Here is a 25,273-nt window from a genome sequence, read left to right as displayed (position 1 = left end):
TCTCACTCTTTTCTATCTGTACTGCCGATTCCGCCGGTGCGCTTTGTGTTCACTTCGTCATCCTCACTGATGCCAAATGGCACAAACACGCCCTGCATAAAAGCCTGCCCGGCTGAAAGATCCAGCACTTTGTCATCAGAACCATTTGTCATTCGGGCAAAGATGTGGCCTTCATTGTCAGCCTGATAATAATCACTGTCGATCACACCGACCGTGTTATCCAGCTGCAGCCTGTACCTGAAGCCAAGCGAGCTGCGCGGAAACAGCAGAAATACGTAGGCCGGATCCATTTTAACACGTATCCCGGTTGCCACCAGAACACTCTGCCCGGGCGCGATATGCAGATCATACGGCATACAGAAATCATAGCCGGCCGAACCTGCTGTTGCCCTTTTTGGCAGCACAATGGCATCATAGGCGGCCTTGACATCACCTGACCATCCAGCCTTTTGTGCGCCTTTGGCAAACTGGTCAAAGCTGACCTTCTCAAATCTTCCTGCAGCTGGTCTCATTCCTGGGAAAACTCCTTCATCCACATATAGATAAAATCGGCTGCTGCCTTTTCAAACGGATACAGCGTCAGCACCGTATTCTCATTGGCAAACACATGATCCGGATAGAAATCTGCATGCAACAGACGGGCAATGGTCTCCTTCTGATCGAACATCGTTCCCATCTGGCTGAGTCCATTTGGCTTGTATGGGAAATCTTCGCGGGCTGTATCGGCAAATGCCGCAAAGATCAGATTACGGGCCTCTTTCAGTGTATAAACCTTTGTTTCCTCTGCCTGTACAAGATCCAGCAGGAAGTCCATCATACCCTCGAAATAATGCTGCGGTTTGAGATATGGCAGCTGCATATTTGATTTCAAAGTATCGGTAATAAAAGTATCGGAGCGCAGCCGGTCGTTGATCATGCCTGCCTGCTTGATGCGTGCTTCCAGCATTTCCACACTGACATACCAATGTGAGAAGAAATGCGGCCGGTGATACAGCGTAAAGGTATACTTATAACCTTTATAGCGGTCAAACATCTTGCAGGCATCATTGTAGCCAAGTGTAAACAGCCGGTTCAGCCGTTCCCGTGAGAAATCCAGGAAGTCGCCGGTTTCACTCTTTGGAAACATGTAGTGGATGTTAGAGCGGCCAAGATAGCCGGGATGGTTCGGTACATGGTTGAGATCCATGACCAGCACTTCTTCTGCGCCTAGCCGCAGGGCAAAATCCACCGGACAGTTATCATAATAGCCGCCATCCACATAGTCGGTGCCGTCAATATTCTTCATGGGGAATGCCGGATAGGCACTGGCGGTAGCAACCAGCCAGTCTTCGCCATGTTCTTTCATCATGTCCTTGGTGACATAGACGCCTTCGTGTCCTTTGGCAGTGGCAGCGATGCAGCCAAAGTCAATGGGCGAAGCGAAAAACCTGTCCGGATTGTAGAGTTCATGCACACGGCTCAGAAACGGCGAGATATCCAGTCCCTGATCCTTTACGTATTTACGCAGTTCTGTAATAAAAGTATCACGTTCATTGAAGATTGTTTTCAGATTCATGTCTGCCGGTGACATGCCGTTGAGGATCATATCAACAGAGAGATTGTCATACAGGGCAAACAGTTTCTCATAGTCTTTCTGTACAACCAGGCATGCGTTCAGGGCACCAACCGATGTTCCTGTCACGATATTCCAGTCATCACGTCCCATTTCAATCAGGGCTTTGATGGCACCGGCCTGATAGGCGCCCTTCGTGCCCCCGCCTGCCATTACAAGTGCTTTCTTCATATCAGCAGTCCTTTCTTGTATTCTCTGCTAACATTTTAGCATCCTCTGCGCTCATTTCTGATTCCATCCTGCAAAATGTGCATTTCAGGATATAATATCTTCCGGAGGTTTTGAATATGAAACTGAATGTTGGCGTCTTCTTCGGCGGTGAATCCGTCGAGCATGAAGTCTCCGTGATTTCCGGCCATCAGGCCATGGCTGCCCTGGATCCGGAAAAATACAATGTCATTCCTGTCTATGTTGCCAAAAACAGAAAGCTGTATGTTTCTGATCTGCTGAATGACATCAGCAATTTCCGTGATCTGAATGCCCTTGTATCCAAGTGCACACAGGTGATGCTTGCCAATGTCGACAATCAGGTGCAGATTCTGCCGGTAAAGCATTCCATGTTCGGGCCGAAGAATCTTGGCACAATTGATGTTGCCATTCCGGTCATGCATGGCACCAATGGTGAAGACGGCACCATTCAGGGCTTCTTTGAGATGCTGAAAGTGCCGTATGCAGGCTGCGATCTGTATGGCGCTGCGGTTGGTCAGGATAAAGTGCTGATGAAGCATATCCTGCACGATGCCGGTCTGCCGATGACAGACTGGTTCTGGGTCTATGGATCTGAGATGGATGAGCACCAGGATGAGATTCTGAAGAAAGTCCACAAGCTGATCTATCCGGTCATCCTCAAGCCGGCCAGAACCGGTTCTTCGGTTGGCATTGCCATTGCCCATAATGATGAAGAATATCTTGCCTGCTTTGAAGATGCCCGCCAGTATGATGAAAAAGTCATTACGGAGAAAGTTGTCAAGCCGATGCGTGAGATCAACTGCTCCGTGCTTGGCGATGGCCATCATTGTGAGGCTTCTGTGCTGGAAGAAGTGACCAAGCAGTCTGCGGAAGACAATATGCTGGATTTCAAGGACAAGTATATGGGCGGATCCAAGGGCTCCACAAAGGGTGGTGTGAAGTCCGGTGCTTCCAAGGGTATGGCAAGCACAGCCCGCAGGGTTCCGGCTCCGTTAAGTCCGGAAGAAACCGAAATGATTCAGAAATATGCCAGACAGACATTTGAGGTGCTGGGTGCATCCGGTGTATGCCGCATTGACTTCATGATGGATGCTGAAACGAAGCATATCTATGTCAATGAGATCAATACGATTCCGGGATCCCTTGCCTTCTATCTGTGGGAAGCGGGCGGTGTTTCCTTCCCGCAGCTGATGGATAAGCTGGTTGATCAGGCACTGGACAGAGAAAGAAGAAGATCACGGATGACCTTCTCCTATGAGACAAACCTGCTGGCAAACTATTCTGCTCAGGGTGTCAAAGGTGCCAAAGGCGTAAAGTAACAGAGTGAAAATGTGAAAAAAGGTGCTGCTGCAGCGTGTGGCTGTAACAGCATCTTTTCTTACATCAGCTTTTCGTCATAGATAGCCCGCTGGCCGCCGACATACTTAGGCCGCCGGCGTGCACAGATGATATGGGCTGCGCCAATATGGTCAAATGAGATTCTGAGGGGTACGACAACCGGATGGATATGCATGCCGATGAGTGTGCCGCCGATATCGATGCCCGCTGAGGCTCTGGCATTGAGGCTTTCCACCAGGACCGGATGCTGCATATGTGCATATGCCTGGGTGCCAAAGGCACCGCCGGCATGGTTGGGCTGCGGGATGGCATTGACCTGCTCAAGATCATATTTTTCCATGCATTCTGCCTCGACTACCAGTGCCCGGTTGAGATGCTCGCAGCATTGTGCCGCCAGATAAATCTCATGTTCTTTCAGAACGCCGGCAATTCCTTCATACAGCTGTCCTGCTGTATCCATGGAACTGTGGGTGCCGATCTTTTCACCAAGCACTTCACTTGTTGAACAGCCGACGACAAAGATATCCTTTGGTTTCAGATGGGCCTGGGCAAGAATCTCTTCCACTGCCCTGGCTGCCTGTTCCCGTATATTCATTTCTTCCATCATGCCCACTTCCTTTCCCTTTCATCATACTCCCTGGCAGCGGTCATGTGTGGCAATGGTTTCGCTTTTGCATGCATGATTTCTGCTATAATTGAGAAAAAGGAGTTTTTTGTAAAATGTCAACACCTCATAACAGTGCAGCACCGGGTCAGATCGCAAAAACCGTTCTGATGCCTGGTGATCCGCTTCGCTCAAAATTCATTGCCGAACATTTTCTGGACCATCCGGTTCTTGTCAACAACGTGCGTGGTGTACAGGGATACACCGGCAGCTATCATGGCGTACCGGTAACCGTCATGGCCAGCGGCATGGGCATGCCTTCCATCGGCATCTATTCCTGGGAATTATTCAAGTTCTATGATGTCGACAACATCATCCGGGTTGGCTCTGCCGGCGCCTATACTGCTGATCTGAACCTGTTTGATGTCTTCCTGGCAGATGCGGCCTATTCGGAAAGCACATATGCTCTTGTGCAGGGCGGCAATCCTGCCCATACGCTGTATCCTTCCGCCGCTTTGAATGCAAAGCTGGAAAAGGCAGCCGCAAAGCTTGGCATTGAGCTGCATGAAGGCACTACACATTCTTCGGATGTGTTCTACCGTGCCAATGACGGCTATCTGCAGGATGTGATTTACAACCACCATTGCAAGGTTGTGGAAATGGAAAGTTTTGCCCTTTTTGCCAATGCGGCTGTTCTGCATAAGAATGCTGCCACGATTCTGACCGTATCGGATTCGTTTGTGACCCATCAGGAAACGACGCCTCAACAAAGAGAAGAGAGTTTTACAAAGATGATGCAGATTGCTCTTGAGGCAGCTGCAGATCAAAGCTTGTGAAGCAGGTTATACAACACTACAATAAGAGCAGAGGAAAAAATGGTCCATTGGGGACCGGGAGGTAATCATGTTACGAATTGGGATGCTTACCAGCGGCGGTGACTGTCAGGCACTGAATGCTGCAATGCGCGGCGTGTTCAAGGGTGTGATGAACAATGCCAAGGAACCGGTGGAATTCTATGGTTTTGAGGATGGCTATAAGGGAATGATCAATTCCCGCTTCCGTCTGCTGACAGAAGATGATTTTTCCAACATTCTGACCGTTGGCGGAACGATTCTTGGCACATCGAGAACACCGTTCAAGGAGATTCACAATCCGCTGCCGGATGGCCGTGACAAAGTGGAGTGCATGAAGCAGACGTATTATAAGCTGCAGCTTGACTGCCTGGTGATGCTGGGCGGCAATGGCTCTACCAAGACAGCGAATCTGCTGTCAGAAGAAGGACTGAATGTCATCACCCTTCCGAAGACAATCGATAATGACCTGTGGGGCACAGATATGACATTCGGCTTCCAGTCTGCGGTGGATATTGCGACCCGCTGCATTGATGAGATTCATACAACAGCTTCTTCCCATGGCCGTGTCTTCATTGTCGAAGTCATGGGCCACAAGGTCGGCTGGCTGCCGCTGAATGCCGGCATTGCCGGCGGTGCAGACATCATTCTGCTGCCGGAGATTCCGTATGATCTGGACAAGATCGTTGATGTCATTGAAACACGTGACCGCCAGGGCAAGCGCTTCACGATCATGGCTGTTGCCGAAGGTGCGATTTCCAAGCAGGATGCCCAGCTGAGCAAGAAGGATTACCGCAAGAAGCTGGAGAAGTATACATTCCCTTCTGTTTCCTATGAACTGGCAGATCAGATTACCAAGAAGACCGGCCGTGAGGTACGAGTAACCATTCTTGGCCACATCCAGCGCGGCGGTACACCGGTTGCTTATGACCGTGTCTTTGCGTCCAGGCTTGGTGCTGAGGCCGCAAAGCTGATTCTGAAGAAGAAGTACGGCGTCATGGTTGCCTATAAGAACCGTGAAATGACAACGGTGCCGCTGGCAGAAGTCGCTGGCAAACTGAAATATGTTGATCCCAATGCCGAGATCATCAAGGAAGCCAAGTCGATTGGCATCAGCTTCGGTGACTGATATTGCGTATTAAAAGGCAGCTGTGGCTGCCTTTTTTATGTTGATGCATATTATTCATTGCACTCTTGGTAAAGACCAGCGGTAATGGGCCGCCAGCAGACGGATGAGCACGATGATGCCCGTGCCAAGATAGATGGCGGTATAGGGATCGCTGTGGCGGAATAAATACAGGGAAATAAGGCCGCCGGCAATGGATGCCACGGCATAAACATGCTTGGAGAAGATCTCTGGCAGAGCATGGATGGATACATCTCGAAGAAAGCCGCCGCCTACACCTGTTACAACACCTGAGAAAATTACAAGGAAGCCATTGTCAGCAGAGAATCTGGTGATGGCTGTATACATGCCGGCAGTGGTGAAGACGCCAAGGCCAATGGAGTCTCCCAGAAGTAAGATAACCCGGAAGGAATGATTGTTCATCGATGTGCCGGAGCGGATTTCATCTCTGGCAATCAGAAAGACGACAATGGAGATCAGGGCAGAAGTAACAACATACATGGAACTGACAAAGGCAGTTGGCGGAAAGATGCCAAGAATGATATCTCTGATCACGCCGCCGGCAGTTGCGGTCATGACGCCAAGAGCAATAATGCCAAATAGATCCAGGCCGGCATGGACCGCCGTAATCGCACCACTGATGGCAAATGCCACCGTACCAATCATCTGGAATGCAGTCAGAAAGTCTTCCATATAAAAACCTACCTTCCCTATTGTACGGAAAGCAGGCGACTTGTGCTAATACTTTTCGATTTTGCGTCGTTCAGGTTTCAGATTGTGCTGCTTTGCCTCACGCTGTCTGGCTACCCTGTCAAAATCAGCTGGCGTAATTCCTTTGGCAGCCATCAGCACAAGCAGATGATAAGCAAGATCATTGAGCTCATTGATCAGATCTTCATTGCTCTGCGACAAGGCCGCAATCACCGTCTCGGTGCTTTCTTCTCCCACTTTTTTCAGGATCTTTTCCAGTCCCTTGTCAAACAGATAATTGGTATAGCTGCCTTCTTCTGGATTTTCCTTGCGATCCAGAATGACTTCATACATTTTCTCCAGTTCACTCATCCACTTCTTCTCCTTCCATATTGCGGTAAAAACAGCTTGTGTGGCCGGTATGGCATGCCGGCCCGTCCGGATCTACCAGCAGTAAGATTGTATCTTCATCACAGTCAACAAGAATCTTTCTGACATGCTGGTAATTGCCGCTGGTTTCCCCTTTGGTCCACAGTTCCTTACGGCTGCGGCTGTAGAATACAGCAAGCCCGGTCTGTATGGTCTTTGCCAGGCTTTCCTGGTTCATATAGGCAAGCATCAAAACTTTTTTTGTGGCGGCATCCTGCACAATGCAGGGCACCAGGCCATTTCCTTTTTTAAAATCAATTGTGATCATAGGCGTACCGGAACACCTTCTTTCTGCAGATACTGCTTCACCTGTTTTACACTCAGTGTGCCATAGTGGAAAAGCGATGCGGCCAGGGCAGCATCAGCGGCATCTGTCTTGAACAGGCTGCCAAAGTCTTCCAGACAGCCGCATCCGCCGCTGGCAATGACCGGTACTCTGACTGCCTTGCGCACTGCCAGACATAAGGGCAGATCATAGCCTTTCTTTGTGCCATCTGCATCCATGGAAGTCAGAAGGATTTCCCCAGCTCCCATCGCCACAGCATCTTTCACCCACTGGATGGCATCAATGCCGGTATCCAGGGTGCCGCCTTCAATGACGACATTCCAGCCGCTGTCATCTTTTCTTTTTCTGGCATCCAGTGCCAGAACCATGCACTGGCTGCCATAGCGGCGTGCCCCTTCCTGCAGCAGCTCTGGCTTGCGGACAGCAGCACTGTTGAGGGACACTTTATCCGCCCCTGACCAAAGCATGCGGTGAACATCTTCCAGCGATCCGATCCCGCCGCCGACGGTAAAGGGAATGGCAATTCGGGAAGCCACTTTTTCCACCATGTCTGCCATTGTCTTTCTGCCTTCCTGGGTGGCGGCAATATCAAGAAAGACAAGTTCGTCGGCACCCTGTCGGTTATAGGCATCTGCCATTTCTACCGGATCACCGACTTCTTTAAGACCCTGAAAGTGGATGCCTTTGACAGTTCTGCCATTTTTGACATCAAGACAGGGAATAATTCTTTTTGTCAGCATGTCCCCTCCTTTTTCTCATACCGTGCAATGGCCTTTGCCAGGTCAATTCTGCCTTCATACAATGCCTTGCCGCAGATGACACCAGCTACCCCGGTATGGGTCAGTGCCTGCAGATCCTCCATACTGCCCACACCGCCGCTGGCAATCACATTGACGTTTTTCAGCTGGCACAGTTCAGTGTACATGGCTGTGTTGATGCCGCGCATCGTACCATCACGGCTGATATCCGTAGCGATGATATTCTCTACACCTAGTTCTGCCATCTTTTCCGCCACGGATTGATATGTCTGATTGGATGCCTGCAGCCATCCGTTAAGTGCCACAATACCGTTTCTGGCATCAATGCCGACGGCGATCCGGCTGCCATAGCGGACCAGTGCTTCTTTCAGCAGTTCTTCATCTTCTAAAGCTGCTGTGCCAAGGATGACTCTTGAAACGCCGCCTTCCAGATACAGGCGGATATCAGACATTGTGCGGATACCGCCGCCGACTTCGGTATGAATGCCTGCCGCAATGGCCGCATCCAGAATGGCACCGGAATTTACCGGATGGCCTGCCTTGGCTCCATCCAGATCTACCATATGCAGCCAGGAAGCACCCTGATGGGCAAAGGTGACAGCGGTGTCCTTGATGGAACTGGCAACTTTTGTTTTCCGGCTGTAATCGCCCTGGACAAGACGGACAGGCACACCATCAATGATGTCAATTGCCGGCAGGATGATCATATGTCTGCCTCCACAAAATAGCGCAGGATCGCACGCCCGTCTTCGCTGCTTTTTTCAGGATGGAACTGGCAGCCAAGGATATTGTCTCTGCCAACCAGTCCCGGCACTCTGTTGATGCCATCCACAGAGATGCCAAAGACCTGGGCAGGATCGGTATCAGATGCAAAGTAGCTGTGCACATAGTACATATAGGGATGGGCAGACAGCAGTGAAAAGACAGGATGGGGGTTGACCTGTTCCAGCAGGTTCCATCCTACTTCCGGAATACGGATATCGTCTCCCTGCAGGCGGATGATGTTTCCCTTTAACAGGCCGAGTCCCTTGTGAAAGCCGTCTTCTTCACTGCTTTCATACAGCATCTGCATGCCCAGACAGATACCAAGCAGCGGTTTTCCTTTTTCAGCTTCGGAAATAATCATTTGATCCAGCTTGTTTTTCTTCAGCATGGCCATACCATCGCCAAAGGCACCAACGCCTGGCAGAATGAGCTTGCCACAGGTGGAAAGTACACTGGCATCGCCAGACACAACCGTTTCAGCACCAACATCATCCAGGGCATGTTTCAAAGAGAACAGGTTGCCGGCACCGTAATCAATGATGCCGATCATGCCAGGCTTCCTTTCGTACTGAAAACACCACCGCCTATCTGTGTAACAGCGGCTTTCAGAGCATGGCCAAGGGCCTTGAAGACTGCTTCAATCTTGTGGTGGTCATTTTCACCATAGAGGATATTGACATGCAGTGTAATCAAAGAGTTGAAGGCAAATGCCCGCAGGAATTCCGGCACCATTTCCACAGACATCGTGCCGATGGTCTCCCGTTTCAGATCACCATGAAAGACCAGGTATGGCCTTCCGGAGCAGTCCAGATCCACTCTGGCCAGGGCTTCATCCATGACACAGGCAAAGGAGCCATATCTTCCAATGCCGGCTTTGTCACCAAGTGCTTCTTTGACAACGATGCCAAGCACGATGCCGATATCTTCCATCGTATGATGGTCATCCACGTCCAGATCCCCTTTTGCCTTCACGCTCAGATCAAAGCCGCCATGAAAGGCAAACAGGGTAAGCATGTGATTGAGAAAGCCAATGCCGGTATCAATGTCCGCTCTGCCGGTGCCATCCAGATTGATGCTGGCATACACATCTGTTTCTTTCGTGACACGGTGATATTCTGCTTTTCTCATGATTGTTCTCCTTCATATGCCTGAATAGCTTTACAAACAAGCTGGTTTTCTTCTTCTGTGCCGATGGTGATACGGAAATACGGGGTACCTTGATAGGTGCGGATGACAATGCTTTCTGCCTGCAGGCAGGCAAGCAGCTGATCAAGATCTTCGGCTTTGCCATAGAGAAAGTTTGCCTGGGATGGCCAGACCTGCAGTCTCCTGCATCCGGAAAGCTGTTCATACATCCGCTGACGCTGTTCTTTGATGCCTTTGACAAAGCCTGCCACATCAATCTGTGGAAGCAGCGCAGCTGCAATTGCCATCGACAGTGAATTCATGGCATAGGGCACAAAGTTTTCCTTCAAAGCCGCCATTGTCTTTGCATTGCCCGCCAAAAAGCCCACCCGAAGTGCGGCCAGGCCGTATGCCTTGGACAGTGTTCTTGTTACAAACAGATTGTCATAGATATCCAGAAGCGGAAGTGCTGTTTCATCTCTGGCAAAGTCCATATAGGCTTCATCAATGACGACTGGAATCTCTTTGAAACTCTGTACGAGCATTTCAATCTGATTGCGGCTGATAAGAGATCCGGTGGGATTGTTGGGATTGGAGAACAGTATCATGTCTGCTTTTTCTTTTTTGCCAAAAGCAATCAGTTCTTCCATGTTTACACCGCCGCCTTCGTTTTGTTTATATCCTATGGTCTTTGCGTCAATGGAGCCGGCATAGTAACGATACATGGAAAAGTCCGGATCCAGGGTGAGAAGTGTTTTGCCTTTGCCAAGGTAAGTTGTGATCAGATAGCCAAGCATCTGGTCGCTGCCATTGCCTGCCAGCAGACAGTCTGGTGAGATACCCATTTTGTTTCCAAAGGCGGCCAGCAGGTCTGTTTCAGCAGGGTCCGGATAGCGGTTGTAGGAAATCTGCGCAGCAATTTCTGCTGCTTTCTGCAGTTGATCACTTGTCAGATTCAGGCTGCTTTCATTGGCATTAAGCAGGATTCTGCCATCCCGTCTGGCTGCTGTATAGGCATTAGTTTTTCCCATTTCTGACCTCCACTGCCCTGGCATGGGCTTCCAGCTGTTCTTCTTTGGCAAGGACCATAATATCGTCACCATCCTGCTGCAGTGCTTCTTTTGAATAGTGCAGGAAGCAGGAACGGTGGACAAAGGCATCCACGCCAAGAGCGCTGGCAAAGCGGGCTGTGCCGCCGGTTGGCAGTACGTGGTTGGTGCCGCCATAATAGTCGCCGATCGGCTCACATGTATCATAGCCAAGGAAGACAGAGCCCGCATTTCTTACCTGTGAAAGATACGGCATCGGATCTTTGATCATCAGTTCCAGATGTTCCGGAGCAATGGCATTGGCATACTGAATACACTGTTCCAGGGAATCTGCTACGATGGCTCTGCCATAGTCGCGGATCGAAGCACTGGCGATTTCTTTTTTCGGCAGGGTTTTCAGCTGTCGTTCCAGTTCTTTGTTTACCCCGTCAAGGAATGTGCGGGATGTGGTCAGCAGGATGGCAGAAGCCATCGGATCATGTTCTGCCTGGGACAACAGATCGGCAGCACAGCATGCAGGATCTGCGCCTTCATCCGCAATGACCAGGATTTCACTTGGGCCGGCAATCATATCGATATCCACTCTGCCAAAGACAAGTTTCTTGGCAGCTGCGACAAAGATGTTGCCAGGTCCTGTGATCTTGTCTACCGGGGCAATGCTTTCTGTTCCCCAGGCAAGGGCAGCAATGGCCTGGGCACCGCCGACCTTGTAGATTTCCGATACACCGGCAAGTCTGGCCGCAAAGGCAATATTGGGATTCAGACGTCCGTCTTTGCCTGGCGGGGTAACCATGACAATACGGCTGACCCCTGCCACTTTTGCCGGGATGACATTCATCAATACGGAGGAAGGATACTGGGCTCTGCCGCCGGGAACATAGATGCCGACTGATGAAAGCGGCAGTACCCTCTGGCCCATGTATACACCGGGTTCTCTTTCCAGAAGATAGGAGTTTGTCTTCTGGGCCATGTGGAAGGCTGTGATATTGTCTTTGGCTCTGGTCAGTGCTTCGCGGAACCGCTTGTCTGTCTTTGCACAGGCTTCATCGATTTCCGCTTCACTCACTCTGAAATCTTCCATTTCAACACCATCAAACCGGCGGGTATAGTCTTTCAGTGCTGCATCCCCTTCCTGTTTGACCCGTTTGATGATTTCATTGACCTTCAGAAGGATTTCACTTGAGATATCACTTGTGCGGCTGTCCAGATAAGCACGCAGCTGCTTTGGATTATCTGCCTTGATTTCACTGAGCATTTTTATTCCTCCTTAGCACTTTCAAGATCATGCAGAAACTGCATGACTTCCTGCCGCTTCAGTTTGAAGGCGGCTTTGTTTACGATTGCCCTGGCACTGATATCACAGACGGTATCATAGACAACCAGGCCGTTTTCCCTGAGGGTTGTGCCGGTTTCCATGATATCGACGATGCCATCGCACAGACCCAGGATCGGTGCCAGTTCCACCGAACCATCAATCTTGATGATTTCAACATCCTTGCCTTTGTTAAGAAAATACTGTCTTGTGACTTCAGGATATTTGGAGCCGATCTTGATATGGCCGCTTTTGGTCAAGGGATTGTGATCGGGCAGAGAAGCACAGATGAAGCGGCATCTGCCAATGCCTAGATCCAGCATTTCATAGTAATCACTGCCGCCTTCCATCAATGTATCCTTGCCAACAATGCCGATATCGGCAACACCATGTTCGACATAGGTAATACAGTCATTTGCTTTGACCAGGAAGTAGCGGATGTCTTTGCAGGTATCCGGGAAGACAAGAGCCCGTCCCTTGTTCTGCAGTTTTTCAACACCATAGCCTGCTTTTGCCAGCATTGCGGTTGTCTGCTGTTCCAGTCTGCCTTTTGTCAGTGCGATTGAAAGACTCACAATACCACCTCCATCTGTTCCACATCGGCTGCTTCCAGCATGACCGGGCCGTCTTTGCGCAGCTGTTTTGCCTTCTGCAGCGCAGCTTCAATCTGCCCTTTGGGATAGCGTAACCGCCGTATTTTCTGCTCTGTATCCGGAAACAGATCCAGCAGGTAGTCAAGCTTGATGCCAAAGCCGCACGCTGGTAAGTCCCGTCCGAACTTTTTGAGCAGGTCATCATAACGGCCGCCGGATAGGATGGCAGTAGCAGCACCTGGTGTGAAAGCTTCAAAGATGATGCCGGTGTAGTAATCCAGATGCGGCACTTTGCCAAGATCATAGGCAATGTGGCCTGCCCCATCCAGCCGTTTCATCATTTCACCAAGATCTTCCATGCGTTCTACTTCTGCTTCCAGGCGGCTGTCAAAGCACAGCGTCTTTGCTTTTTCCAGGCATTCTTCTTTTCCGGAAAGCAGCGGCAGCTGCCGGAAGAAAGCAGCCTGTGCATCACTTAATGACAAAGAACCGGTATAGGCATGCAGATCGGGCATGGCCTTGCGGTCCACAAGGTCGGCCATAGTATCCGTATCTTCTTTGGATAAGCCGCACAGTCTGGCTGCCAGACGGAAGAAGTCAGAATTTCCGATTTCCAGGATGTAGTTTGAAAGGCCAAGGGCTGCCAGTACTTCATCTGCCAGATTGAGAACTTCAGGATCACTCTGGCTGTCTTCGCCGATCAGTTCAATGCCACAGTCACGCACTTCATTGCGCTTGCCGGCAAAGGACTGACGTACCTTGTAGACGTTCTCACCATAATAGAAACGAAATGGCGGTTTTTCATCCCGGTACTTGCTGGCAGCGACTCTGGCAATCGGAACGGTCATATCCGTCCGCAGTGTCAGGATCTGGCCATCCTGATCAAAGAACTTGTACATCTGGGATTCTTTCAGACTGGCATAGGCACGTGCATATGTCTGATAGAATTCAATATCCGGTGTAACAATCTGCTGATAGCCGGCATTGGCAAAGACGGCTTCCACCTTCTGCTGCAATTGACTTCTTTTCTCTGCCTGTGCGCCGGTCAGATCCCGCAGACCGGACGGTGTCTCAATCATCTTCATCTTCTTCTCCCCTTAATACAAAAAGGACATCCCGCAAGGGACGTCCGCAACGTTGTTCCACCCAATTTCACTGCCATCTCACGATGGACAGCCTCATGAAGTACTACCATACTCCTGTGCTGTAACGTGCACACACGGACCTTCTTACTGACTTCAGAAGAACAGCTCCAAGATGTGTTTTCACACCGTCCGTTGTATTTCCTTTCACCCAAGTGGAAACTCTCTTGAACTTCAGGCGGTACTACTTTTTCTCTTCCCTGCTTTTGTGCTTTCATTGTAGTTTCAGCAAAAATGTATGTCAACGCATTTTTATTGAAACTTTTTACATGCGATCAGAATTCCGGCAATGCCTGCAATGACACCCGTCATTTTCAAGCCTGCATTCTGCTTTTTCTCTTGCACAACCTGTTCCATGTCAGGCACGGATTCCTGCTGTTTTTCCTTTGCAGTACGCAGTGCTTTTGTTTCAATTGTGATCGCTTCTTCCTGATCCGGTTCATCGATTGACATGGTATACAGAACTGGCTTTGTATAAGGCGCAAAGCCCTGGGCAGCCAGAAGTTCGACAATCTGATAACTTTCTCCTGGTGAGACAACACCCTGCCCGATCACTTCTGCCTCAGGTGTGCTCTCCCATTCCAGCAGTTTGTTTCCGGAAAGATCCAAAAGGGCCATTCTGGCTCCTGATACCGGCTTTCCCTGCGCATCACATTGGATCACGCGAAGGCTGGCCTGCTTTAAGTCAAAAGATGCCTTTGCATTCTGTCTTGCTTTTGCATCTACGCTGTGCACCCGCCTGCGGCGGTAATGGTATTTTCCGGGCTGTTCCATCATGATGAAATAGGTGCCCTGGGGCATCTGAAAGCGGGCAATGCCATTTTCATCCGTACGTACTCTGGCATACTGGCCATGAATATCCTTTGCCATTCGGGAAAGATCGTTCTGCTGACACAGGGCAATGGCAATTCCGCTGCCGGCATCTTCAACACTTACCTCAACCGATGCATATGGCTGCAGATGCAGCAGGGCCTCAACCGAAGTATCGGGCTGTCTGGATGGCATGCGGAAACGAATGGAACGTCCGCCGGTATAGCCTTGTGGCAGTCCTTTCAGCTGCAGTGAATATACCTTGTTTCTTTCCAGCTGAATATCTTCCGGGCTGCCGGCATAGACGGTATTTCCTTCTTCATCTTTCAGGATGACTTCTGCCTCCTCTACATAGCGGCTGTCGCTCATATCCTGTACACGCAAAGATGCCATGACAGGCTGTGGGGCAATGGTGATGGTACGGGCACTTGTTTTCGCTGAATCAATGAGGATAGGATGAACCTGTTCATCCGGATACTGATCCAATGGACAGTCCATCTGTTTCAAGTAATACGTTCCATCTTTCAGCTTGATCCCTTCCCAGCCTGTCAGCGGCTGACGGTTTACATCATAAGCTGCGATGGTACATTCCGCATTTGAAAACAGCTGATACTGGGTGCCGGCAGGCAGTTGAAATCCGGTTAAAACATACGGAATCACATCGAGCATGACATCAAAGCTTTCCATCTTTTCCACCCGGACTTCCGTGCTGCCGGCAGAGATATAGCCTGCCGGCAGATTCACCGGTGTCAGCCGCAGAAGATCCTGTTCTTTCAGGCCTTTGATCAAGGCACGCGGTTCTGCGGAAACAATGGTTTCAGTGTGCTGGCTGAGATTTTCCACCCGGATATCACACTTGTTCAGCAGCTGGCGGGTGGTCTGGCTGCGCACCGACACAGCAAAGGAAAATGGCTTTCCCGTTAGGGCAATGCGCAGATCTTTTTCCTTGTACAGCGGTACATTGATCTTTACCGGTTGGATAGAATAGCTGTCAGATCCAGGCGAAGAATACAGTGTATACATACTGTTTCTGTTGACCGGGATCGCATGAACCTGATCATCACTGTCCCATTCTGCCACTTTTTCCTTTTGTTCATTTTCCAGCCAGAGATGGTATTGTCCGCCATGGACGGAAACAGACAGCTCTGGTTTTTCCAATGGCACCTCCAGCCGGATGGTATCCTCTGCAGATGGATCCACATCAATGGAATGCAATGTATCATCCTGATAATAGGCAGGATCTTCCATTGAGATACGGTAATACCATGTGCCTTTGGCAAGACCATCGCCGGCATCCACAGGCTGTTCTCCCTTTTCATCCGCAAAGAATGATACAGAAAGTCCCGGCATCTTCAAAAAATCAATCACTGCTGTATCTTCATACCTGTGTACAATTTCCAATTTTTCAGGTTTGCTGGAATCCACATGAATCTCTGTATCCGGAAAGTTTGTCACATTGTCCTTCTTCTCTTTCTGACGCAGAAGATATGTCTGATCCGGTTTGAGCAGACTGCCGATTTCCAGCATTCCATCTCTGGCAAGCAGCTGTGTTTCGCTTTTCTTCTCTGTATCTTCCAGAATGAAAACCGGATCTGTAAAATCCTGCTGTTCTGTATGATCTTCCACCTGCAGAAAGACCTGGATGGGCTGCAGAACGATGTCCTGTTTTTCTTTGATCTCTGCAGTCTGGGCAAGATCATAGTATCCGGCTACAGGTTCCTGAAGGCGGATGTAAGATCCCTCTGGAACAGAAAACATACCGTTATCATCCGTAACAATGATTTTTTCCTGTTCTTCAGTGGGATCGCTTTGTTCGCTGATTACAAGCCGGACATTGGCAGCCGGTTTTTCGCCAGCCAATAGACGTGTCTGTATCAGCATCGGCTGTTTGTCAAAATGCCAGACTGCCAGCCCCAGCAGTGCGCCAAGCAGAAGCGGTTTATGCATAGGCAGCCTCCAGAGACAGATGGGTCTGTGAAATCAGATCATGGAACAGCAGATCTTCAATCTGCGTGTTCAGGTCCATGGGATCCATGCCTTTCTCACTTGCGACATGGCGCAGATCTTCATGACCAATGACTGTCCGCCAGAGCAGAATCCTGCTTTCAATGCCATTTTCCTTTTCAATCCTGTCCAGCATGCCTTCAATAGACGCAATCTTCTCATCAATTGTGTTCAATGCCTCAATCTCAATGCCGCAGGGACTGCCCTTGGCACGTGCCATGCGGATTTTGTCACGCAGAATCTGCAGCTGTACCATATAGCTGCTGTACTGTCCGCATTCGTGTTTCAGGTGCATTAATGTTGTGCTGTTGGAATTCATCTTCTTTTCCTCCTTGTGTGCTTCCCTTTCTCTATGCCCGCAAAAAGCATGGATTCCCTGAAAAAAGTTGTGTCTGCAGATAAAATGAATGGCAGATGGAGGAATGCGTATGGATACAATACAAGCCTTGCGCTGGTATGAAGGCGATGTCAGTGGAAATGATCCGCTGTGGTCAGATCCCAAGGCCTATGTGACGTTCAATGCCGTTTTCTTTGATGGCATTGAAAATGAAACAATCAAGGCAAAGGAGAATAAGCGTCTCAATCCTGCCCTGCTGATCCGCTGGAAAGAGGTTTATGGTGCAGATGGCATATGCGCTGCTTTATTCTCGCTGATGCAGAACTGTCCGTTAAAAAAGCAGTACCATGTGCGCAGAGTGGAACGTCTGTATGACTTTGCCAGGATCCAGCAGTGCGGCCATACCATTGCCTTTACTTCCACTTCTGATGCACCGCACTTTCTGAAAGCCTATGGTGATAAGGATGGCATTGTACTCCTGCAGGCAGATCTAGCCACAGGTACACCGGCGATAGACCTTTCTGCTGTGCTGCCCCAGTATGCCAAATCTGAAGAAGCCGAAATTCTGCTGCCGCCATGGCTTGGTGTGCAGATGATTGAAAAGCCCATGCAGCAGGACGAGATTGCCATTCTGGACCGCAATGGCAATCCACCCGCTGGTCTGTATCAGATGATCGTCAAAGATATGGTGCTGCCAGAAGAAGATGGCAGTGAGGTGCAGGAAGACCTGATTACACCATCCATGCATGTGTATGAATCATTGAACATGAAGAAAGAGCCTGATCCTGCTGAGATCAGAGCGTATATACAGTTGAAAAAGCAGCTGCGAAACCAGTGTGTGCGGGCTTGGAAACAATGCCGGCAGCACACACATTGAGATCAGAATGAAGGAGAATACAAAAATGGAAAAGATTGCAAGTTTTACAATCAATCATCTGAAACTCGAGCCCGGTGTCTATGTATCACGGAAAGACAGGGTTGGCAAAGAAGTACTGACAACGTTTGATCTGCGTCTGACTGTCCCGAACAAGGAGCCGGTCATGAATACGGCGGAAGTGCATACGATTGAGCACCTTGGTGCGACCTTTCTGCGCAATGATGAGACTTGGAAGGACAGAACGGTCTACTTTGGACCGATGGGATGCCGGACAGGCTTCTATGTGATCTTTGCCGGTGATCTATCCCCAGAGGATATCCTGGATGTTATTACCCGCATGTTTCAGTATATCGTTTCCTTTGAAGGAGAAATTCCTGGTGCCAGACCGGCAGAATGCGGCAACTATCTGGATCAGAATCTTGCCAGTGCAAAGTGGTGGGCAAAGCGGTATCTGGAAAAGACACTGCAGAACATTGATGAAGCCCATATGGTATATCCGCAGTAAAGAACACAGGATATGAAAAAGGCCTCCAATCGAAAGCACAGATTTCTCTGTCCTTTCCCGGAGGTCTTTTTCTTTGTCAGGCAATGATGCCTGTGTACTTCAGAACATCTTCCACGGTATCAACCGGTACAATCTTCAAGGCGTCTCTGGCTTCCTGCGGCACATCTTTGAGATCATCCACATTGTCCTTCGGAATCAGAACGGTCTTGACACCGGCTCTGGCAGCGGCCATGAGCTTTTCCGGCAGGCCGCCGATTTCCATGACTTTGCCGCGCAGTGATACCTCACCTGTCATACCGATGGAAGGATCGACCGGATGGCCAGTGACAAGAGATGCCAGGGCTGTGGTCAGTGTGATGCCGGCAGAAGGTCCATCCTTTTTGACAGCGCCTTCCGGTACATGGATATGGATATCATTTTTGGCAAAGACATCGGCCTTGTCCGGGAATCTGTGTCTGACCAGAGACATGGCAATGGAAACAGACTCCTTCATGACATCGCCAAGTTGTCCGGTGACGGTCACTTTGCCAGTGCCCTTCATCATCAGAGATTCAATGAACAGGATTTCACCGCCGGCTGCCGTCCAGGCAAGACCTGTCACAATACCAGGCTGATCATTCTTCAGAACGCGGTCATGATGGATCGGTCTTGCATCGAGATAGTCTTTGAGATTGTCCTTATCAATGACAAGCGTATCCTTGCGGCCATTGGCAATTTCCACAGCGCAGCTGCGGCATAATGTATCCAGCACCTTCTTCAGGCCGCGCACACCGCCCTCCATCGTATAGGAGTCGATCATTGTCCGAATCGCATCATCTGTTACTTCAAGATCCTTGTCCTTGATGCCCATGGCAGACATTGCCTTTGGCAGCAGATGCTTTCTGGCAATCTGGAACTTGTCAGATGCCGTATAGCCATTGAACTGAATGACTTCCATACGGTTGAGCAGCGGTTCCGGAATGTTGTCAATACTGTTGGCTGTGCAGATAAAGAAGACATGGCTCAGATCATATGGCACATTCATGTAATGATCTGTAAAGGTAGAGTTCTGCTCAGGATCCAGCACTTCCAGCAGTGCACTGGCAGGGTCACCATTGTAGGAAACACCGAGTTTATCTACCTCATCCAGCACCATGACCGGATTGCTGGCACCGCTCTTCTGGATTCCGTCCATAATACGGCCCGGCATAGCGCCGATGTAGGTTCTTCTGTGGCCGCGGATATCGGCTTCATCACGCACACCGCCAAGGGATACACGCACATATTTGCGGTGCAGTGCTCTGGCAATGGAAGCTGCGATGGATGTCTTGCCGGTGCCAGGAGCACCGACAAACAGCAGGATCGAGCCGGACTGGGAATGTTTCAGATTCATGACGGCAATCTGCTGGATGATTCTCTTCTTTACCTTTTCCAGACCAAAGTGATCTTCATCCAGAACTTTCTGTGCCTCAGTCAGAGAAATCTTTCTGGCCGAAGGTGTCTTCCAGTTCAGAGAAGTGACAAAATCCAGATATTCATAGATGTTGCCATATTCCGGGGAATTATTGCCCTCCTGCTTGAGTCTGTTGAGCATCTTGTCAGCTTCCTCACGGGCGGTTGGATTCATGCCGGACTCTTCAATCTTCTTCTGGAAGCGGGCAGCATCGGAAACATTCTCCGGGTGCATCTTGTCGAGTTCATTCTGCAGATATTCCATCTGTTTCTTGATGGCCTGCTCTTTGTAAGCCTGCTCATATTCCTGAGCGGTGGCAGTCTGGGCATCCGCATTGACGCGGGCTACTTCCAGATAGCTGTACAGGATTTCTTCATAGCGGCGGTTGCGTGCCTTGCGGCTGTCTTCAGCCAGCAGGGCATATTTTTCTTCCGGTTTCAGCGGCAGCCACATGCCCAGTGCAGCGACAATCTCGCCTTCATTGGTCCACTGGTCCACAAAGCCATCCACAAACTTGCCCCACTGGAAGTGTGACATATAGTCTTTGACAAGCTTCTTCAGATTAACCAGATGCTCGGCTTCTTCCTGAGGATCCAGGTCTTCAATATCCGCACGGCGGGAAATGTTTGCCATCAGGGTATGGTCAGCACGGACCGTAACATTTTCGATATTGACACGCTGGTCTGTATGGACAACGATGAAGCCGGACATATTCTCTTCCTGGACGTAGCCGGTGACACCGATCGGATAGAAGCTGTCTTCGGTATACTGGGTGCGCGGAATGTTTTCACGGGCGATGACGAAGATGATCTTTTCGCCTGCCGACAGGCGGCTGCCGGCTGCAGCCTGGAAGCTGTCGGATGGAAAGAACAGATTGGCATCTGGCAGAACCAGCTGGTTGTATACAGGAACGATTAACATAAGCCTCCTTTTGCACTCTTCACCATTGAGTGCTAACACGCTTGTAAAATAAATGGGGATAATCCCCTAACATTGACATCTGTCAACGTACTATTAGGATGACACTATGTTGGACACTTGTCAAGTTTTATGATACATTTCTGGTATGTATAACGGAAACAATAAAACGGCATGCCGTTCCCAGCAGTCCATTGCGGATGCTTTGTTTGATCTGCTTGAGGAAGAAAGTTATGAAAAGATCTCCATTACGGAGATCTGTAACAAGGCAAATGTATCCCGGCAGACATTCTATTCCCTGTTTTCTTCCAAGGAGAATGTGATCGCATATCAGCTTTGCCGGGATGAGCAGTATGTACCTTCCCGCTGTCAGGATCACTTTTTTAAAAACGTATGTCTGGACTACAGCCGCTATATCATGCAGGAACAGAATCTGCTTGCCATATTGTACGAGAACCATCTGCTGGAACTTGTGCAGAATATGCAGATGCAGCACTTTGTGGAATGTCCGGATTTCCTGCCGGATCATGACAGCCTTTACCGGCAGTATGCGGCCTCTTTCATTGCCAGCGGCCTGCTAGGCATTGTCCGCATCTATCTGGAAAACAAGAGCAGCCTGAGTGAAGAAGAGCTTGCGGATGTGATCAGCGATATGCTGCAGGGCTGCTATCTTCCTTCTGATCGATAATTACAGTACCCGCACCCGGATTACGCCATCCAGATCATTCAGTTCCTGGATGGCTTTTTCAGGCACATCTGCATTGACATCAAAGACCGAATACGCATAGCTGCCTCTGGACTTGTTGGTCATGTTTTCGATGTTGATGCCATCCCGCGCAAACAGCGGCATCATATTTGCCAGCATGCCGGGCAGATTGCGGTGGATGATGCAGATACGGGATGCACCGCTGCGTTCCAGCTGCACATCTGGCAAATTGACGGAGTTGCGGATATTACCATTGGTCAGATAGTCATCCATTTCTCTGGCGGCCATACGGGCACAGTTGGATTCGGATTCAAATGTGGTGCCGCCAAGATGCGGTGTCAGTACGGTATTCTTTGTCTCAATCAGCCGTTTTGTCGGGAAATCAGCCACATATCTTGCCACCTTGCCTTCATTCAGGGCCTTGATGATGGCATCCTCATTGACAACCTCGCCGCGGGCATAGTTGATGATCCGCACACCGTTTTTCATCATGGCAATGGCTTTGTCATCAATCATGTTCCGGGTTTCATCCGTTAAAGGTGTATGAATCGTAATGTAGTCACTGTAGCGGAAAATATCCCGCAGATCAGAGACACGGAAGACATGGCGGGAGATGGCCCAGGCCGCATCGGCACTGAGATACGGGTCATAGGCATATACCTTCATATTGCAGGCAAGGGCAATATTGGCAACTCTGGATCCAACGTTACCAGCCCCGATCACGCCGAGTGTCTTGCCGGCAAATTCAGGTCCGGCATACTGTTTCTTGACCTTTTCCATGCGCTGCTCTACTGGTCCCTGGGAACCGTCATATGTTTTGACCCACTCCATCGCCGGCAGGATTTCACGGGATGCCATGGCCAGCGCAAACAGGAAGAGCTCCTTGACGCCGTTGGCATTGCCGCCAGGTGTGTTGAAGACAACAATGCCCTTTTCAGCGCATTCATCCAGTGGGATGGTATTGACACCGATACCCGCCCTGCCGATGCACAGCAGGTTCTTTTCAAAAGGATAGTTGTGCAGATCAGAAGCACGCACAAACAGAGCATCCGGATGTTCAACAGTCTCCGACAGTTCATAGCGGTCTGCGGTCAGAATGGTTTTTGCGCTGGGCGAAATGTTATTCAGAAGTTTTACTTTGTACATGTCTTATCCTTTCCTGTTTTCACTGGCAAACTGTTCAATCCACCGGCACAGTGCCTTGACGCCATCCAGATCCATGGCGTTATAGATGGAAGCACGCATGCCGCCAAGCAGGCGGTGCCCCTTCACATTGACCAGATCATGATCTGCTGCTCCCTGAATAAAGCGGGCATCCAGATCCGGATCACCGGTGGAGAATGTCACATTCATGCGGGAACGGCTTTCCTTCTCTGCATACAGATGGAACAAAGGATACTGTTCCAGGGTGCCATAGAGAAGATCTGCCTTGGCTTTGTTTCTTCTGCCGATTTCTGCCATGCCGCCCTGGTCCTTGAGCCAGTCTGTGACCAGGCCCAGCATATAGATCTGCCAGCAAGGCGGTGTATTGTACATACTGTCATGGGCAGTCTCACGCATATAGGAATACATGACCGGGGTCATTTTGTCAGGTTCTTTGACAAGATCTTTGCGCACAATAACCAGCGTCACGCCGGCCGGGGCAAGATTCTTCTGGGCACCGGCATAGATCAGGCCGAATTTTGAAACATCCATCGGGCAGGATGCGATATCACTGGACATATCTGCCACGATGGGAACACCATGGGTATCCGGTACGTAATGCCATTCGGTGCCATAGATCGTGTTATTGGCACAGTAATGGAAGTAAGACGCATCCGGATGGATCGTCAGTTCATCCTGACGGGGGATATGGCGGCAGGCATCGGCACTGCCATCATAGGAAACATGCATCTGGCCATAGCGGTTTCCTTCTTCATAGGCAAGTTTTGCAAAGTGGCCGGTGATGGCATAGTCTGCCTGATGATTTTCTTTCAGCAGATTCAATGGGATCATCGTGAATTGACTGGATGCCCCGCCTGCCAGAAACAGAATGGCATAGTCATCCGGTACGTGTAAGACATCCCGGACACCCAGCTTTGTATGATCCATGATCTTTGAAAAAGCTGCGGAGCGGTGGCTCATCTCCATCACTGACATGCCGGTACCCTCATAGTCCAGCAGTTCTTTCTGTGCTCTTTCCAATACCGGTAGCGGCAGCTGGGAAGGCCCGGCTGCGAAGTTGTATACACGGTGCATTGTCATCTCTGAATCCCCCTTTATGGGCCATTTTAGTACAAAATACAAAGGCAGTGGAAATATATTTCTCTTTCTTACAGAAAACATTTGAAACGAATGAAAATTTTGTTCTTTCTTTTCAGGCATTTAAGATGCACTTCCATGATATCTTCACACTTCTTTGTTATAATGAAGAACGCACAAAGAGAATTACTTTATCAATGAAAGGAGTTATGAATGAAGTTCAAGCGATATGGTGCCCTTCTCGCTGCCGCCGCTGTTACTGCATGTTTATTTCCAGTACAGGTAAAGGCCGACGAGGATTATTCTGATATTCAATACTGGACCACAAAGTGCTCCAATGTTTCTTCTCTGACAGCTGATGAATCAACTTCCTGCCAGGCTTTCCTGCAGTATGCAGCTTCACAGTCTTCCACATTAAAGGATCAGCTGCTGCAGATTGATGCCCAGCGCTCTGATGTACAGACTAATATTGATGATTATCAGGCAAAGATCAATGACTATCAGAGTCAGATTGATACACTGAGTTCGCAGATTTCTGATCTGAATTCTCAGATTGATGATCTGAATGATCAGATTGCCCAGCAGCAGGATAATGTTGCGGATCTGCGGGCAAAGGTAAATACGCAGATTGAAAATTCACAGTCGACGATGCGTCTGTCCAAGTATGTCGATATTCTGATGGGTGCCAAGACGTTTGGTGATTTTCTGAAGATCGCAGCCGGCCTGACGGATCTGACCGAGCACAATCACAGTACACTTGTATCGCTGAATAATGCCATTGATCAGCTGACTGCTTCCCAGCAGGAACTTTCTGACAAGCAGACCCAGCTGCAGAGTGCGCAGAATGATATTCTTGCCAAGCAGTATGAAGCTCAGCAGACAGTACAGGATTATGAAAATCAGAAAGCAGAGCTGGATGGCCAGACCAATGATGCTTTGACTTTGATTTCTTCCCTGCAGGATGCGTCCGATACCATTACCGAGGCACAGAAAGAAGAACAGGAAAGACAGATTGCCGAGCAGCAGGCAAAGGCAGAAGCTGAAGCGGCTGCTGCCGCTGCCGCTCAGGCAGCCCAGCGTGCTGCCCAGGAAGCAGCTAATAACTCAGGTGGATCCAGCAATTCCGGAGGCTCTTCCAGTTCCGGCGGTTCCTCCACAAATGGTTCCCAGTCCAGTGATTCTGCCGTGGATGGCAATGCGGTTGTTGCCTATGCCAGACAGTTCCTTGGCCTGCCATATGTTTGGGGCGGCAATGGTCCGAACTACTTTGACTGCTCTGGTTTGACAAAATATGTCTATGCCCACTTCGGTATTGTTCTTGGCCGTACTTCCTATGTACAGGAAACAGCAGGATATGCTGTGTCTTATGCCGATGCCCAGCCGGGTGATCTGATTACCTGGACCGGACACTGCGGTATCTATGCCGGCAATGGCATGGTCATCAATGCCATGAATCCAAGCATGGGTATCCGGGAATGCCCGATCGGCTGGATCACCAATGGCAATATGATCATCCACCGGCTGTGGTAATACAATTGAATCAAGTGAATTACAAAACGCCTTCTGAGACAAAC

The 25,273-nt window shown here is 49.7% G+C and carries 26 protein-coding genes and 1 other annotated feature; of the genes, 7 read left to right on the top strand and 19 right to left on the bottom strand.

The genetic code is table 11. The annotated features are described in order from the left end of the window. Window positions 1-2: 2 nt before the first annotated feature. Together SOI44_RS02025 and SOI44_RS02020 are read right to left on the bottom strand one after the other, a co-directional pair. Window positions 3-512 (bottom strand): deoxyuridine 5'-triphosphate nucleotidohydrolase, encoded by a 510-nt coding sequence (locus SOI44_RS02025; protein ID WP_331347584.1) that lies wholly within the window; start codon window positions 510-512, stop codon window positions 3-5. Beyond that, window positions 509-1,783 (bottom strand): patatin-like phospholipase family protein, encoded by a 1,275-nt coding sequence (locus SOI44_RS02020; RefSeq protein WP_331347583.1) that lies wholly within the window; start codon window positions 1,781-1,783, stop codon window positions 509-511. The genes SOI44_RS02025 and SOI44_RS02020 overlap by 4 nt, the downstream gene beginning before the upstream one ends. Before the next feature lie 116 nt (window positions 1,784-1,899). On the opposite strand from SOI44_RS02020, the gene SOI44_RS02015 reads away from it, so the two are divergent. After that, window positions 1,900-3,120: a D-alanine--D-alanine ligase family protein gene (locus SOI44_RS02015; protein ID WP_331347582.1), complete on the top strand. Its 1,221-nt coding sequence runs from the start codon at window positions 1,900-1,902 to the stop codon at window positions 3,118-3,120. A gap of 59 nt (window positions 3,121-3,179) precedes the next feature. On the opposite strand, the gene SOI44_RS02010 is transcribed toward SOI44_RS02015, so the two are convergent. Next, the gene (locus tag SOI44_RS02010; protein WP_331347581.1) at window positions 3,180-3,746 is read right to left on the bottom strand and encodes a TIGR01440 family protein; all 567 of its coding nucleotides are present in this window, start codon (window positions 3,744-3,746) and stop codon (window positions 3,180-3,182) included. A gap of 113 nt (window positions 3,747-3,859) precedes the next feature. Here SOI44_RS02010 and deoD point away from each other — a divergent pair, with 113 nt between their 5' ends. Then, window positions 3,860-4,579: a purine-nucleoside phosphorylase gene (gene deoD, locus SOI44_RS02005; RefSeq protein WP_331347580.1), complete on the top strand. Its 720-nt coding sequence runs from the start codon at window positions 3,860-3,862 to the stop codon at window positions 4,577-4,579. Between the two features lie 67 nt (window positions 4,580-4,646). Continuing rightward, on the top strand, window positions 4,647-5,723 hold the full coding sequence (locus tag SOI44_RS02000; RefSeq protein ID WP_331347579.1) for a 6-phosphofructokinase: 1,077 nt from the start codon (window positions 4,647-4,649) through the stop codon (window positions 5,721-5,723). A gap of 54 nt (window positions 5,724-5,777) precedes the next feature. On the opposite strand, the gene SOI44_RS01995 is transcribed toward SOI44_RS02000, so the two are convergent. The 13 genes from SOI44_RS01995 to SOI44_RS01935 all read right to left on the bottom strand — a co-directional run bounded on the left by SOI44_RS01995 (window position 5,778) and on the right by SOI44_RS01935 (window position 17,002). Further along, complete coding sequence (locus SOI44_RS01995) at window positions 5,778-6,413, bottom strand: trimeric intracellular cation channel family protein (protein WP_331347578.1); 636 nt, start codon at window positions 6,411-6,413, stop codon at window positions 5,778-5,780. Window positions 6,414-6,458: 45 nt separating this feature from the next. After that, entirely contained in the window at window positions 6,459-6,782 is a 324-nt protein-coding gene (hisE, locus tag SOI44_RS01990) for a phosphoribosyl-ATP diphosphatase (RefSeq protein ID WP_331347577.1), read from the bottom strand. Then, window positions 6,775-7,107 carry a phosphoribosyl-AMP cyclohydrolase gene (hisI, locus tag SOI44_RS01985; protein ID WP_331347576.1) on the bottom strand — a complete coding sequence of 111 codons (333 nt, stop codon included), beginning with the start codon at window positions 7,105-7,107 and terminating at the stop codon, window positions 6,775-6,777. Before hisI ends, hisE begins: the two co-directional genes overlap by 8 nt. Next, window positions 7,104-7,865: an imidazole glycerol phosphate synthase subunit HisF gene (hisF, locus tag SOI44_RS01980; protein ID WP_331347575.1), complete on the bottom strand. Its 762-nt coding sequence runs from the start codon at window positions 7,863-7,865 to the stop codon at window positions 7,104-7,106. The genes hisI and hisF overlap by 4 nt, the downstream gene beginning before the upstream one ends. Next, complete coding sequence (hisA, locus tag SOI44_RS01975; RefSeq protein ID WP_331347574.1) at window positions 7,859-8,590, bottom strand: 1-(5-phosphoribosyl)-5-[(5-phosphoribosylamino)methylideneamino]imidazole-4-carboxamide isomerase; 732 nt, start codon at window positions 8,588-8,590, stop codon at window positions 7,859-7,861. Before hisA ends, hisF begins: the two co-directional genes overlap by 7 nt. Further along, the gene (gene hisH / locus SOI44_RS01970; protein WP_331347573.1) at window positions 8,587-9,198 is read right to left on the bottom strand and encodes an imidazole glycerol phosphate synthase subunit HisH; all 612 of its coding nucleotides are present in this window, start codon (window positions 9,196-9,198) and stop codon (window positions 8,587-8,589) included. Before hisH ends, hisA begins: the two co-directional genes overlap by 4 nt. Then, a complete protein-coding gene (gene hisB, locus SOI44_RS01965) occupies window positions 9,195-9,776 on the bottom strand; it encodes an imidazoleglycerol-phosphate dehydratase HisB (RefSeq protein WP_331347572.1) in 582 nt (193 codons plus the stop codon). The genes hisH and hisB overlap by 4 nt, the downstream gene beginning before the upstream one ends. Beyond that, a complete protein-coding gene (locus tag SOI44_RS01960; RefSeq protein WP_331347571.1) occupies window positions 9,773-10,804 on the bottom strand; it encodes a pyridoxal phosphate-dependent aminotransferase in 1,032 nt (343 codons plus the stop codon). Before SOI44_RS01960 ends, hisB begins: the two co-directional genes overlap by 4 nt. Continuing rightward, on the bottom strand, window positions 10,791-12,077 hold the full coding sequence (hisD, locus tag SOI44_RS01955; RefSeq protein WP_331347570.1) for a histidinol dehydrogenase: 1,287 nt from the start codon (window positions 12,075-12,077) through the stop codon (window positions 10,791-10,793). The genes SOI44_RS01960 and hisD overlap by 14 nt, the downstream gene beginning before the upstream one ends. A 2-nt stretch (window positions 12,078-12,079) precedes the next feature. Further along, window positions 12,080-12,709: an ATP phosphoribosyltransferase gene (gene hisG, locus SOI44_RS01950; RefSeq protein ID WP_331347569.1), complete on the bottom strand. Its 630-nt coding sequence runs from the start codon at window positions 12,707-12,709 to the stop codon at window positions 12,080-12,082. After that, window positions 12,706-13,812, bottom strand: coding sequence for an ATP phosphoribosyltransferase regulatory subunit (gene hisZ, locus SOI44_RS01945; protein WP_331347568.1), 1,107 nt, complete (start codon window positions 13,810-13,812; stop codon window positions 12,706-12,708). The genes hisG and hisZ overlap by 4 nt, the downstream gene beginning before the upstream one ends. A gap of 33 nt (window positions 13,813-13,845) precedes the next feature. Beyond that, window positions 13,846-14,079: a binding site (T-box leader), on the bottom strand. A gap of 42 nt (window positions 14,080-14,121) precedes the next feature. Then, window positions 14,122-16,626, bottom strand: coding sequence for an MSCRAMM family protein (locus SOI44_RS01940; RefSeq protein WP_331347567.1), 2,505 nt, complete (start codon window positions 16,624-16,626; stop codon window positions 14,122-14,124). Then, window positions 16,619-17,002, bottom strand: a complete 384-nt coding sequence (locus SOI44_RS01935; RefSeq protein WP_331347566.1) for a hypothetical protein — start codon at window positions 17,000-17,002, stop codon at window positions 16,619-16,621. Before SOI44_RS01935 ends, SOI44_RS01940 begins: the two co-directional genes overlap by 8 nt. 109 nt (window positions 17,003-17,111) lie before the next feature. Here SOI44_RS01935 and SOI44_RS01930 point away from each other — a divergent pair, with 109 nt between their 5' ends. After that, entirely contained in the window at window positions 17,112-17,897 is a 786-nt protein-coding gene (locus SOI44_RS01930; protein WP_331347565.1) for a hypothetical protein, read from the top strand. A 25-nt stretch (window positions 17,898-17,922) separates the two neighbouring features. Beyond that, window positions 17,923-18,402 (top strand): S-ribosylhomocysteine lyase, encoded by a 480-nt coding sequence (locus SOI44_RS01925; protein WP_331347564.1) that lies wholly within the window; start codon window positions 17,923-17,925, stop codon window positions 18,400-18,402. A gap of 76 nt (window positions 18,403-18,478) precedes the next feature. Here SOI44_RS01925 and lon read toward each other — a convergent pair whose 3' ends face one another. Beyond that, on the bottom strand, window positions 18,479-20,755 hold the full coding sequence (gene lon, locus SOI44_RS01920; protein ID WP_331347563.1) for an endopeptidase La: 2,277 nt from the start codon (window positions 20,753-20,755) through the stop codon (window positions 18,479-18,481). A gap of 145 nt (window positions 20,756-20,900) precedes the next feature. Between lon and SOI44_RS01915 the strand changes: the two genes are divergently transcribed. Then, window positions 20,901-21,440: a TetR/AcrR family transcriptional regulator gene (locus SOI44_RS01915; protein ID WP_331347562.1), complete on the top strand. Its 540-nt coding sequence runs from the start codon at window positions 20,901-20,903 to the stop codon at window positions 21,438-21,440. Here SOI44_RS01915 and SOI44_RS01910 read toward each other — a convergent pair whose 3' ends face one another. Together SOI44_RS01910 and serC are read right to left on the bottom strand one after the other, a co-directional pair. Next, window positions 21,441-22,604 (bottom strand): phosphoglycerate dehydrogenase, encoded by a 1,164-nt coding sequence (locus SOI44_RS01910; RefSeq protein ID WP_331347561.1) that lies wholly within the window; start codon window positions 22,602-22,604, stop codon window positions 21,441-21,443. A gap of 3 nt (window positions 22,605-22,607) precedes the next feature. After that, a complete protein-coding gene (gene serC, locus SOI44_RS01905; RefSeq protein ID WP_331347560.1) occupies window positions 22,608-23,702 on the bottom strand; it encodes a 3-phosphoserine/phosphohydroxythreonine transaminase in 1,095 nt (364 codons plus the stop codon). A 210-nt stretch (window positions 23,703-23,912) separates the two neighbouring features. Between serC and SOI44_RS01900 the strand changes: the two genes are divergently transcribed. Next, window positions 23,913-25,229 carry a C40 family peptidase gene (locus tag SOI44_RS01900; protein WP_331347559.1) on the top strand — a complete coding sequence of 439 codons (1,317 nt, stop codon included), beginning with the start codon at window positions 23,913-23,915 and terminating at the stop codon, window positions 25,227-25,229. The last annotated feature ends 44 nt before the right edge of the window (window positions 25,230-25,273 follow it).

The sequence above is a fragment of the Lactimicrobium sp. genome, from assembly GCF_036453465.1.
GTDB lineage: Bacteria > Bacillota_I > Bacilli_A > Erysipelotrichales > Erysipelotrichaceae > Bulleidia.
This window is presented reverse-complemented; position numbering and strand designations above follow the sequence as displayed.

What these genes read in the sequence shown, in the direction of transcription:
- SOI44_RS02025 (WP_331347584.1), bottom strand. Translation starts at nt 512, where the DNA reads ATGAGACCAGCTGCAGGAAGATTTGAGAAGGTCAGCTTTGACCAGTTT.
- SOI44_RS02020 (WP_331347583.1), bottom strand. Translation starts at nt 1,783, where the DNA reads ATGAAGAAAGCACTTGTAATGGCAGGCGGGGGCACGAAGGGCGCCTAT.
- SOI44_RS02015 (WP_331347582.1), top strand. Translation starts at nt 1,900, where the DNA reads ATGAAACTGAATGTTGGCGTCTTCTTCGGCGGTGAATCCGTCGAGCAT.
- SOI44_RS02010 (WP_331347581.1), bottom strand. Translation starts at nt 3,746, where the DNA reads ATGATGGAAGAAATGAATATACGGGAACAGGCAGCCAGGGCAGTGGAA.
- deoD (WP_331347580.1), top strand. Translation starts at nt 3,860, where the DNA reads ATGTCAACACCTCATAACAGTGCAGCACCGGGTCAGATCGCAAAAACC.
- SOI44_RS02000 (WP_331347579.1), top strand. Translation starts at nt 4,647, where the DNA reads ATGTTACGAATTGGGATGCTTACCAGCGGCGGTGACTGTCAGGCACTG.
- SOI44_RS01995 (WP_331347578.1), bottom strand. Translation starts at nt 6,413, where the DNA reads ATGGAAGACTTTCTGACTGCATTCCAGATGATTGGTACGGTGGCATTT.
- hisE (WP_331347577.1), bottom strand. Translation starts at nt 6,782, where the DNA reads ATGAGTGAACTGGAGAAAATGTATGAAGTCATTCTGGATCGCAAGGAA.
- hisI (WP_331347576.1), bottom strand. Translation starts at nt 7,107, where the DNA reads ATGATCACAATTGATTTTAAAAAAGGAAATGGCCTGGTGCCCTGCATT.
- hisF (WP_331347575.1), bottom strand. Translation starts at nt 7,865, where the DNA reads ATGCTGACAAAAAGAATTATTCCCTGTCTTGATGTCAAAAATGGCAGA.
- hisA (WP_331347574.1), bottom strand. Translation starts at nt 8,590, where the DNA reads ATGATCATCCTGCCGGCAATTGACATCATTGATGGTGTGCCTGTCCGT.
- hisH (WP_331347573.1), bottom strand. Translation starts at nt 9,198, where the DNA reads ATGATCGGCATCATTGATTACGGTGCCGGCAACCTGTTCTCTTTGAAA.
- hisB (WP_331347572.1), bottom strand. Translation starts at nt 9,776, where the DNA reads ATGAGAAAAGCAGAATATCACCGTGTCACGAAAGAAACAGATGTGTAT.
- SOI44_RS01960 (WP_331347571.1), bottom strand. Translation starts at nt 10,804, where the DNA reads ATGGGAAAAACTAATGCCTATACAGCAGCCAGACGGGATGGCAGAATC.
- hisD (WP_331347570.1), bottom strand. Translation starts at nt 12,077, where the DNA reads ATGCTCAGTGAAATCAAGGCAGATAATCCAAAGCAGCTGCGTGCTTAT.
- hisZ (WP_331347568.1), bottom strand. Translation starts at nt 13,812, where the DNA reads ATGAAGATGATTGAGACACCGTCCGGTCTGCGGGATCTGACCGGCGCA.
- SOI44_RS01940 (WP_331347567.1), bottom strand. Translation starts at nt 16,626, where the DNA reads ATGCATAAACCGCTTCTGCTTGGCGCACTGCTGGGGCTGGCAGTCTGG.
- SOI44_RS01935 (WP_331347566.1), bottom strand. Translation starts at nt 17,002, where the DNA reads ATGAATTCCAACAGCACAACATTAATGCACCTGAAACACGAATGCGGA.
- SOI44_RS01930 (WP_331347565.1), top strand. Translation starts at nt 17,112, where the DNA reads ATGGATACAATACAAGCCTTGCGCTGGTATGAAGGCGATGTCAGTGGA.
- SOI44_RS01925 (WP_331347564.1), top strand. Translation starts at nt 17,923, where the DNA reads ATGGAAAAGATTGCAAGTTTTACAATCAATCATCTGAAACTCGAGCCC.
- lon (WP_331347563.1), bottom strand. Translation starts at nt 20,755, where the DNA reads ATGTTAATCGTTCCTGTATACAACCAGCTGGTTCTGCCAGATGCCAAT.
- SOI44_RS01915 (WP_331347562.1), top strand. Translation starts at nt 20,901, where the DNA reads ATGTATAACGGAAACAATAAAACGGCATGCCGTTCCCAGCAGTCCATT.
- SOI44_RS01910 (WP_331347561.1), bottom strand. Translation starts at nt 22,604, where the DNA reads ATGTACAAAGTAAAACTTCTGAATAACATTTCGCCCAGCGCAAAAACC.
- serC (WP_331347560.1), bottom strand. Translation starts at nt 23,702, where the DNA reads ATGACAATGCACCGTGTATACAACTTCGCAGCCGGGCCTTCCCAGCTG.
- SOI44_RS01900 (WP_331347559.1), top strand. Translation starts at nt 23,913, where the DNA reads ATGAAGTTCAAGCGATATGGTGCCCTTCTCGCTGCCGCCGCTGTTACT.